A 9,337-nucleotide genomic window follows, 5' to 3' on the forward strand; every position below is an offset into this window, starting at 1 on the left:
AGAAGGAGCGGGAGCGACTACCCTCGACAGGGCCGGCCGCGTCCGGCGCGCCACCATCGACCCAGCTGGAGCGTGCACACCCGTGTTCGACACCCTCTCCGATCGGCTCACCGCCGCCCTGCAGACGCTCACGCGCAAGGGCAGGCTGTCCGACGCCGACATCGACGCCACCGCGCGCGAGATCCGCATCGCGCTGCTGGAGGCCGACGTCGCCCTCGGCGTGGTCAAGACCTTCATCGCGAGGATCAAGGAGCGGGCGAAGGGCGCCGAGGTCTCCCAGGCGCTCAACCCCGCGCAGCAGGTCGTCAAGATCGTCAACGAGGAGCTCGTCGGGATCCTCGGCGGCGAGACGCGCCGGCTGAACCTGGCCAAGACCCCGCCGACCGTGATCATGCTCGCCGGTCTGCAGGGTGCCGGTAAGACGACGCTCGCCGGCAAGCTCGCGATGTGGCTGAAGAAGCAAGGCCACGCGCCGATGCTGGTCGCCTGCGACCTCCAGCGCCCGAACGCCGTCACGCAGCTGCAGGTCGTCGGCGAGCGCGCCGGCGTCGTCACCTTCGCGCCCGAGCCCGGCAACGGCGTCGGTGACCCGGTCGACGTCGCCCGCCGCGCCATCGCCGAGGCCAAGCACGCGCAGCACGACGTCGTCGTGGTGGACACCGCGGGCCGCCTGGGTGTCGACGAAGAGCTGATGAAGCAGGCCGCGGACATCCGCGACGCGGTCGAGCCGGACGAGGTCCTGTTCGTCGTCGACGCGATGATCGGCCAGGACGCCGTGACCACGGCCGAGGCGTTCCGCGACGGCGTCGGCTTCACCGGTGTCGTGCTCACGAAGCTCGACGGCGACGCGCGCGGTGGTGCCGCGCTGTCCGTCCGCGAGGTCACCGGCCAGCCGATCCTCTTCGCCTCCAACGGCGAGAAGCTCGAGGACTTCGACACCTTCCACCCGGACCGGATGGCGTCGCGGATCCTCGGCATGGGTGACGTGCTCACCCTCATCGAGCAGGCCGAGCAGGCCTTCGACCAGAAGCAGGCCGAGAAGGCCGCGGAGAAGCTCTCCAGCGGCCAGCTCACCCTGGAGGACTTCCTCGAGCAGATGCTCGCGGTCCGCAAGATGGGCCCGATCGGCAACCTGCTCGGCATGCTCCCGGGCGCCGGCCAGATGAAGGACCAGCTGGCCCAGGTCGACGACAAGCACCTGGACAAGCTGCAGGCGATCATCCGTGGCATGACCCCGGCCGAGCGCGAAGACCCGAAGATGATCAACGGGTCCCGGCGGCTGCGCATCGCCAACGGCTCCGGCGTCACCGTTCGCGAGGTCAACGACCTGGTCAACCGGTTCTTCGAGGCCCGCAAGATGATGGCCCAGATGGCCGGCCGGTTCGGCTTCGGCGGCGGGGGCGGCTCGAAGTCCCGCAAGGGCAAGAAGGGCAAGAAGGGCCGCGGTCCCACGCCCCCCAAGGTCCGCGGCGGCTTCCCCGGCGGCATGCCGATGCTGCCCCCGGGTGGCGGGATGCCGGGCGGCATGCCCGACCTGTCGCAGCTGGGCGGCATGAACGACGTCCCGGGCTTCGACCCGTCGAAGTTCAAGCTGCCGAAGAACCCCAAGGACAATTGAGCACCGCGCTGCACGCCGCCGGGGTGATCCTGCCCGGCGGCGAGCCGGGGGAGCTGTGGATCACCGGCGGCCGGATCTCGTTCGAGCCGGTGCCGGACGCCGAGACCCTGGGCCGGGACGTCTTCCTCGTGCCCGGCCTGGTCGACGCGCATTGCCACCCCGGCATCGGCGTCGGCGGGCCCGTGTCGCTCGAAGAGGCGGCCGAGCAGGCGATCACCGACCGCAACGCCGGGACGCTGCTCATCCGCGACTGCGGCCTGCCCATCGACGTCCGGCCGCTGCAGCAACGCGCCGACCTGCCCACGATCATCCGTGCCGGTCGGCACCTCGCCCTGGTGAAGCGCTATATCCCCGGCCTCGGCATCGAGCTGGAGGACCCGTCGCAGCTGCCGGACGCGGTCGCCGAGCAAGCTCGCGACGGCGACGGGTGGGTGAAACTCGTCGGGGACTGGATCGACCGCGGCGTGGGCGACCTCGCGCCGCTGTGGCCGGACGACGTCCTGGCCGAAGCCGTCAAGGTGGCGCACGAGAGCGGTGTCCGCGTCACCGCGCACGTGTTCGGCGAAGCGGCGTTGCCGGGGCTGATCGCGTCCGGCATCGACTGCCTCGAACACGGCACCGGGCTGAGCGCCGACCAGCTGGCCGAGCTGGCACGGCACGACGTCGCCCTGGTCCCGACGCTGATCAACATCGAGAACTTCCCGGGCATCGCGGACAAGGCGGGCAAGTACCCGGCGTACGCCGCGCACATGCGCGCGCTGCACGCCGGCGTCAGCGAGATGGTCGCTTCGGCCATCGAAGCCGGCGTACGCGTCTTCGCGGGCAGCGACGCCGGCGGCATGGTCGAGCACGGCAGGCTCGTCGACGAGATCGAGGCGCTCCACCGCGCCGGCATGACCCGCGAGCAGGCCCTCGCGAGCGCGTCCTGGGCCGCCCGCGACTGGCTCGGCCACCCCGGCATCGCCGACGGCGCCCCCGCCGACCTGCTCGTCTACCCGAGCGATCCGCGCGAAGACCTGGGCGTCCTGCGGCATCCGTCGCACATCGTGCTCGGCGGCGTCGTCCACGCGTAGACCCCGCTGATTCCGTTGCGGGGTCGGCACTTTAGCGTGGGAGACGTGACGGACGACGACGGCGCACGGCGCGTGCTGGGAGCGCACTGGTGTTTCGTGGCGTTCTTCGCGGGCATCGCCGGCTACTACCTGGCCAACCTGATCATCGCCGCGGCGGTCAACCGCAACGTCGGCGAGTTCGACCCCCTGGAGCTGCACGACATCGGCCCACTCCTGCTCCTGGCCTTCGTGCCCAACCTCCTGCTCGGCCTCGGCCCGGCGGTGGGCTCGTGGCGGTGGGGACAGGGGCTGCGCGCCGACTTCGGCCTCAAGCCGACCTGGCGCGACGTCCGGATCGGCCTCGCCTGCGGGGTGCTCGCGCTGGTCGTCGGCTACCTGCTCAACCTGATGCTGATCGCGGTCTACGGCGCCGACGACGTCTCCGACAGCCCGCTGACCGACCTCGCCGACACCTTCGACGGCGACACGGTGTGGCTGGTGCTCGCGGCGGTGATCGTCATCGCCGGCGCGCCGATCACCGAAGAACTGCTGGTCCGCGGCACGTTGTGGAACGCGCTGTCGGTCCACCGGATCCCGCCGTGGGTGGTGCTCGTGCTCACCTCGCTCGTGTTCGCCCAGCTGCACGGCGAGCCGACCCGCACCATCGCCCTGTTCGGCCAGGGCATCGCGATGGGACTGGCCCGGCACCTGTCCGGCCGGGTCAGCGCCGGGGTGATCGCCCACGCGGCCAACAACCTGCCGCCCGCGGTGCTCCTCTTCGTCGCGCACTGACCGTTGCGAAGTTCGATGGACAGTAGCTGGACGGATACTGTGAGATCACATCACGGCGGCTAGGCTCGACCTCTGGAGCCGACCGACGCGGAGGGCAAGGCGTGACCACTTCCCAGCCCCGGGACCCGGCTGCCGACGCCACGCCGTTCCCCGAGCCCGAGGAGCCCGCCGCGACCGCCTTCCTGCCGCCGGCGCCGCGGCACCGGTGGGGCTTCGGCGCCTTCCTGCTCGTCGAGGCCGTGCTGCTGGCCTCGGCGGCCTTCGTGTCCGTCCTCGTCGGCGACACCGGTCCCGGCCCGCTGCCGATGCGCGTCGTGCTGCTCGGCACCATGCTGCCGACGATGATCGCGGCCGGCGTCGCGGTGCTGATCACCTTCGTCCGCGGCAACGGGCCCGTGTCCGACCTGCGGCTCGAGTGGCGCTGGGCCGACGTGAAGACCGGGTTGCGCTACGGCTGCGTCGGGCTCGTCTTCACCACCCTCGCCGCCTACCTGTGGACGCAGCTCGTCGGCGACGCGAACGCGACTTCGGCGATCAGCGCGCTGGTCGAAGACCGCCGGATGTCGATCTCCGCGGCCCTGGTGATGTTCGTCTACCTCTGGTTGCTCGGCCCGATCTGCGAGGAGATCATCTACCGCGGCCTGCTCTGGGGTGCCGCGGAACAGCTGCAGTGGCGCAGCGAGCGCTGGGGCCGGGTCGCGGCGTTCCTGCTGTCGACGGCGGTCTTCGCGGCCAGTCACCTCGAGCCCCTGCGGACGACGTTGCTGCTGGTCATCGCGGTACCGATCGGCCTGGTGCGGCTGGTCACCGGCCGGCTGCCGGGCAGCATCGTCGCGCACCAGGTGAACAACTTCCTCCCGGCGCTGACCATCCTGCTCGGGGCCCTCGGGGTGGCCTCTTTCTAGGTGCGCGGGTGCCGTCTGGCAGAATGGGTCACTGCCTGCTTCCGCCGGACCCTCTCACCGTGCGAAAGCTCCTGACCTTCGGGTGCCCGCGTCCGTGTCCCCACTCGGCCCGCGTGCGCCCAGCCCAGCACCAGAGAGATTCGAGGAGAACCCACACCCGTGGCCGTCAAGATCAAGCTGCAGCGCCTCGGCAAGATCCGTGCGCCGTACTACCGCATCATCGTCGCCGACGCGCGCACCCGCCGGGACGGCAAGGCCATCGAGACGATCGGCAAGTACCACCCGAAGGAAGAGCCGAGCCTGATCGAGGTCGTCTCCGAGCGCGCCCAGTACTGGCTGGGTGTCGGCGCGCAGCCGACCGAGCCGGTCCAGCGCCTGCTGGAGATCACCGGTGACTGGCAGAAGTTCAAGGGCCTGCCGGGCGCCGAGGGCACCCTGAAGGTGGCCGAGCCGAAGCCGTCCAAGCAGGACCTGTTCAACGCGGCGCTGGCCGCGGCCGGCGAGGAGCCCTCCACCGAGGCCACCACGCCGAAGAAGAAGTCCACCCCGAAGAAGGCCGAGGCCGAGAAGGCGGAGGCCGCTGAGGGCGAGAAGTCCGAGTGAGTTTCCTCGCGGACTCCCTCGAGCACCTGGTGCGCGGGATCGTCGACAACCCGGACGAGGTCCGGGTCGAGCTGCTGACCACGCGCCGTGGCCGCACGCTCGAGGTGCACGTGCACCCCGACGACCTCGGCAAGGTGATCGGCCGGGGCGGTCGCACGGCGACCGCCCTGCGCACCGTCATGGGCGGCATCGGTGGCCGCGGCGTCCGCGTGGACGTCGTCGACACCGACCGCTGAGCCTTCACGGAAAACGGTCAGGATGGACGTCGTAGTCGGCCGCATCGCGAAGGCGCACGGCATCCGCGGGGAACTCGCGGTGGACGTGCGCACGGACTCGCCGGAAGAGCGGTTCAAGATCGGTGCGGCCGTCACGACGAAGCTGCGTGACGGCAGCAAAAGGGAACTCACCATCGCAGCCGCCCGCGAACACAGCGGGCGGCTGCTGGTGCGTTTCGAGGAGGTCCTGACCCGCGACGTCGCCGAGACGCTGCGGGGCGCGCTGCTGGTGGCCGACACGGCCACGCTGCCGCCCACGTCGGACCCGGACGAGTTCTACGACCACGAGCTGGCCGGCCTGCGGGCCGAGCTCGCCGACGGCACGGTCGTCGGCAAGGTCGTCGAGGTCGTCCACTCGCCGGCGGGGGAGCTCCTGGAGCTCGACGTCGAGGGCCGTGACGTGCTGGTGCCGTTCGTCCGCGCGATCGTCCCCACGGTGGACGTCGCCGGCGGCCGGGTCGTGCTCGACCCGCCGGAAGGGCTCCTGGACGCCTGACATGCGGATCGACGTCGTCACGATCTTCCCCGAGTACCTCGACCCGCTGCGCGCCGCGCTGCTGGGCCGGGCGATCGACCGCGGCCTCATCGAGGTCGGCGTGCACGACCTGCGCGACTGGACGCACGACGTGCACCGCGCGGTCGACGACGCGCCGTACGGCGGCGGCCCCGGCATGGTGATGAAGCCGCAGATCTGGGGCCCGGCACTCGACGACGTCTGCACGTCCGAGACGCGGCTCGTCGTCCCGACGCCGGCCGGGCGGCCGTTCACGCAGGAGCTGGCCCACGCCTACGCGTCGGAAAAGCACCTCGTGTTCGCCTGCGGCCGGTACGAGGGCATCGACCAGCGGGTCGTCGACGACGCGGCCCGCCGGATGCCGGTCGACGAGGTGTCAATCGGCGACTACGTGCTGGTCGGCGGCGAGGCGGCGGTGCTGGTCATGGTCGAGGCCGTCGTCCGGCTGCTGCCCGGCGTGCTCGGCAACGCGCGTTCGGCCGCGGAGGACTCGTTCTCCGACGGCCTGCTCGAAGGGCCCAGCTACACGCGCCCGGAGGTGTGGCGGGACCTCGCCGTGCCGGACGTGCTGCGGTCGGGCAACCACGCGCTGATCGACCGCTGGCGGCGTGACCAGGCCCTCGAGCGCACGGCCCGGCGCCGCCCCGATCTCCTGGCGGCGCTGCCGGAAGGTAGTCTCGACAAGCACGATCGCGGGGTCCTCGAGGGCTTGGACCCCGAGCAGGCCGAGGGCCGGTTCTCCCGGCCCGATCCCGGTCTGTAATACTTGACAGGTTGGCGTGAGTGGACCTCCTCGTCCACGAGCCCGCCATCAGCCCCCCGGGTCGCCCGCAGCGGCACCGTTGCGCGCCCGGGATCTGTACGCAAGCCATACCGAAGACGAGGACGGACCACCGATGAACACCCTGGACGCGCTGGACAAGCAGTCGCTGCGTTCCGACATCCCGGACTTCCGCCCGGGCGACACGCTCAAGGTGAGTGTCCGCGTCATCGAGGGCAACCGCGAGCGCAACCAGGTCTTCCAGGGCGTGGTCATCCGCCGTCAGGGCGGTGGCATCCGGGAGACCTTCACCGTGCGCAAGGTTTCGTTCGGCGTCGGCGTCGAGCGCACCTTCCCGGTGCACTCGCCGAACATCGCCTCGATCGAGGTCTTCAAGCGCGGTGACGTCCGCCGGGCGAAGCTGTACTACCTCCGTGACCTGCGCGGCAAGGCCGCCAAGATCAAGGAGCGTCGCGAGAACCGCGAGACGGCGTCGGCTAACTGAGTCACCACCCCGTTACCGGTAGCCTGACGACGTGGCCGAACCCGTGTCCCAGAACGCTCCCGAGGATGACCCCGATCGCTCCGAGGAGGACAAGCCCAGGCTGTCCCGCTCCGAGGAGCGCGGGGGATCCCGCCGGCGGCGAGCCAAGCCCGCCAAGAAACGGTCGTTCTGGAAGGAACTGCCGATCCTGCTCGTGATCGCCCTGGTGCTCACGATCCTGATCCAGACATTCCTCGCGAAGGTCTTCATGATCCCTTCGGGTTCCATGGAGGCCACCCTGCACGGGTGCCCCGGGTGCACCGGGGACCGGATCCTCGTCGACCGGGTCACCTACGACTTCACCGAGCCCGCTCCGGGTGACGTGATCGTGTTCAAGGGCCCGCAGGCCTGGATCAACAACGAGATCGCGCCGCAGGAGTCGGGCAACATCATCGTCCAGGGGCTGCGTGGTCTCGGCTCGCTGGTCGGGTTCGCCCCGCCGGACGAGCGCGACTTCGTCAAGCGGGTGATCGCCGTCGGCGGCCAGACCGTCCAGTGCTGCGACCCGCAGGGCCGCATGATCGTGGACGGCAAGGCGCTCGACGAGCCGTACATCCACTGGGAAGACCCGGCCGTCCAGGAGCAGAAGACCTTCGAGCCGGTCAAGGTCCCCGCCGGGATGCTGTGGGTCCAGGGCGACAACCGCAACAACTCCGACGATTCCCGGTTCCAGGGTGGCGGCGGCGTGAACGGCGCGGTCCCGGTGGAGAACGTCATCGGCAAGGCGCGGATCATCGTCCTGCCGCCGAGCCGGTGGGGCGGCATCTCCGACCACAACCCGCAGGAAGCGGCGCAGCCGGTGGCCCTGGGTGCACCGGCCTGGCAGAGCGGGCTCCCGCTCGGCGCCGGGATCGCGGCGGCGTGGCCGGCCTTGTTCCTCGGTCGCAAGCTCAAGTCCGGACTGCGCCGGGCGGCCGGGCGGAAACCCTAGCCCCTTGCCGGCAGACGGGTGATCCAGCCTTGACACTTCCCGTTCCCCTGACGGCGGCCGAGCCGATCCGGCCGCCGCGAGCCGTGGTGCGCGGCGACCTCTTCTGGGGTCTGCAGGGCACACTCGATCGCCGTGGCCTCGGCCCGGTCGCCGGCGTGGACGAAGCCGGCGCCGGTGCGTGCGCGGGGCCGCTGGTGGTCGCGGCCTGCGTGCTCAAGCAGGGCGACGCGGCGAAGCTGACCGAGCTGACGGACTCGAAGATGATGACGGCCAAGGCGCGCGACCGGGTCTACGACCTGGTCCTCGCCCGGGCCGTCGACTACTCGGTGATCGTCATCCCGACCGAAGAGGTCGACCTCTACGGCATCCGGGTGATGAACCTGGAGGGTATGCGCCGCGCCGCGGCGGCCCTGCGTGTACATCCGGGGTACATCCTGACCGACGGCTTCCGCGTTCCGGGCCTGACGGCCCCGAACGCGGCGGTCATCAAGGGTGACCGTTCGGTGGCCTGCATCGCGGCCGCGTCGGTGCTGGCCAAGGTGACGCGAGACCGCATCATGGCGGGCTACCACGACGACTTCCCGCACTACGGGTTCGACGTCCACAAGGGGTACAGCACGTCCGACCACGTGGCGGCGCTGCGCGAACACGGTCCCAGCGACGTCCACCGCTGGTCGTACACGAACGTGGCCACGGTGGCTGTCAAGCACGGCCTGCGGCCCGCGCGGCCGGTCCTGCTGACGTACGCGGCACTGGAGAAGGCCATGGAGAACGGCGACGGCGCGAGCCTGACGGCCGTCCTCGACGAAGCTTTGGAACCACAACTCAGCCTGCCGCTGCATGCCCCGGCCGCGGCTGTGGGTCACAATGAACGCTCCGCCGGCGGAGCAGCGGCACGATCCCGAGGAGGGGCGCGGATTTCATGAGCGCAGAGGATCTCGAGAAGTACGAGACCGAGATGGAGCTCTCGCTGTACCGCGAGTACCGCGACATAGTCGGCCAGTTCTCGTACGTGGTGGAGACCGAGCGTCGGTTCTACCTGGCGAACGCGGTGGACGTCCAGGTCCGCGACGGCGGCGGCGAGGTGTACTTCGAGGTCCGCATGTCCGACGCGTGGGTCTGGGACATGTACCGCCCGGCCCGCTTCGTCAAGCACGTCCGGGTCATCACGTTCAAGGACGTCAACGTGGAGGAGCTGGACAAGCCGGACCTCCGTCTTCCGGAAGACGGGCCGTTCTCGGGCTAGTCCCACTCGGAGCTGACCGCGCCGGCTCACCCAGCGGGGTGACCTTCGTCGCTGAACTTGGGGGGCAGGCGGACGTCCACCACCGCGATGTCCGGTG

12 protein-coding genes are annotated in these 9,337 nt (G+C 70.6%); all 12 read left to right on the plus strand.

Annotation, left to right across the window (positions count from 1 at the left end):
* Positions 1-82: 82 nt before the first annotated feature.
* The 12 genes from ffh (at position 83) to ACWDN5_RS32340 (ending at position 9,240) form a co-directional block, all read left to right on the plus strand.
* Positions 83-1,618, plus strand: coding sequence for a signal recognition particle protein (gene ffh / locus ACWDN5_RS32285; protein WP_310974446.1), 1,536 nt, complete (start codon positions 83-85; stop codon positions 1,616-1,618).
* Complete coding sequence (locus ACWDN5_RS32290) at positions 1,615-2,691, plus strand: amidohydrolase family protein (protein WP_449678923.1); 1,077 nt, start codon at positions 1,615-1,617, stop codon at positions 2,689-2,691. Before ffh ends, ACWDN5_RS32290 begins: the two co-directional genes overlap by 4 nt.
* A gap of 45 nt (positions 2,692-2,736) precedes the next feature.
* Complete coding sequence (locus ACWDN5_RS32295) at positions 2,737-3,462, plus strand: CPBP family intramembrane glutamic endopeptidase (protein ID WP_310974444.1); 726 nt, start codon at positions 2,737-2,739, stop codon at positions 3,460-3,462.
* 101 nt (positions 3,463-3,563) lie between these two features.
* A complete protein-coding gene (locus ACWDN5_RS32300) occupies positions 3,564-4,367 on the plus strand; it encodes a CPBP family intramembrane glutamic endopeptidase (RefSeq protein ID WP_310974443.1) in 804 nt (267 codons plus the stop codon).
* A 159-nt stretch (positions 4,368-4,526) separates the two neighbouring features.
* Entirely contained in the window at positions 4,527-4,970 is a 444-nt protein-coding gene (rpsP, locus tag ACWDN5_RS32305; protein WP_086838910.1) for a 30S ribosomal protein S16, read from the plus strand.
* Positions 4,967-5,206 (plus strand): RNA-binding protein, encoded by a 240-nt coding sequence (locus ACWDN5_RS32310; RefSeq protein WP_003103110.1) that lies wholly within the window; start codon positions 4,967-4,969, stop codon positions 5,204-5,206. Before rpsP ends, ACWDN5_RS32310 begins: the two co-directional genes overlap by 4 nt.
* A 22-nt stretch (positions 5,207-5,228) precedes the next feature.
* Entirely contained in the window at positions 5,229-5,741 is a 513-nt protein-coding gene (rimM, locus tag ACWDN5_RS32315; RefSeq protein ID WP_310974442.1) for a ribosome maturation factor RimM, read from the plus strand.
* Between the two features lies 1 nt (position 5,742).
* Complete coding sequence (gene trmD, locus ACWDN5_RS32320; RefSeq protein WP_310974441.1) at positions 5,743-6,522, plus strand: tRNA (guanosine(37)-N1)-methyltransferase TrmD; 780 nt, start codon at positions 5,743-5,745, stop codon at positions 6,520-6,522.
* Between the two features lie 133 nt (positions 6,523-6,655).
* Positions 6,656-7,024: a 50S ribosomal protein L19 gene (rplS, locus tag ACWDN5_RS32325; protein ID WP_072480952.1), complete on the plus strand. Its 369-nt coding sequence runs from the start codon at positions 6,656-6,658 to the stop codon at positions 7,022-7,024.
* 31 nt (positions 7,025-7,055) lie between these two features.
* Positions 7,056-7,994 (plus strand): signal peptidase I, encoded by a 939-nt coding sequence (lepB, locus tag ACWDN5_RS32330; RefSeq protein WP_310974440.1) that lies wholly within the window; start codon positions 7,056-7,058, stop codon positions 7,992-7,994.
* 83 nt (positions 7,995-8,077) lie between these two features.
* A complete protein-coding gene (locus ACWDN5_RS32335; RefSeq protein ID WP_310974758.1) occupies positions 8,078-8,920 on the plus strand; it encodes a ribonuclease HII in 843 nt (280 codons plus the stop codon).
* The gene (locus ACWDN5_RS32340; RefSeq protein ID WP_003096226.1) at positions 8,917-9,240 is read left to right on the plus strand and encodes a DUF2469 domain-containing protein; all 324 of its coding nucleotides are present in this window, start codon (positions 8,917-8,919) and stop codon (positions 9,238-9,240) included. Before ACWDN5_RS32335 ends, ACWDN5_RS32340 begins: the two co-directional genes overlap by 4 nt.
* Positions 9,241-9,337: the final 97 nt, after the last annotated feature.

Source organism: Amycolatopsis sp. NPDC003731 (assembly GCF_053586895.1).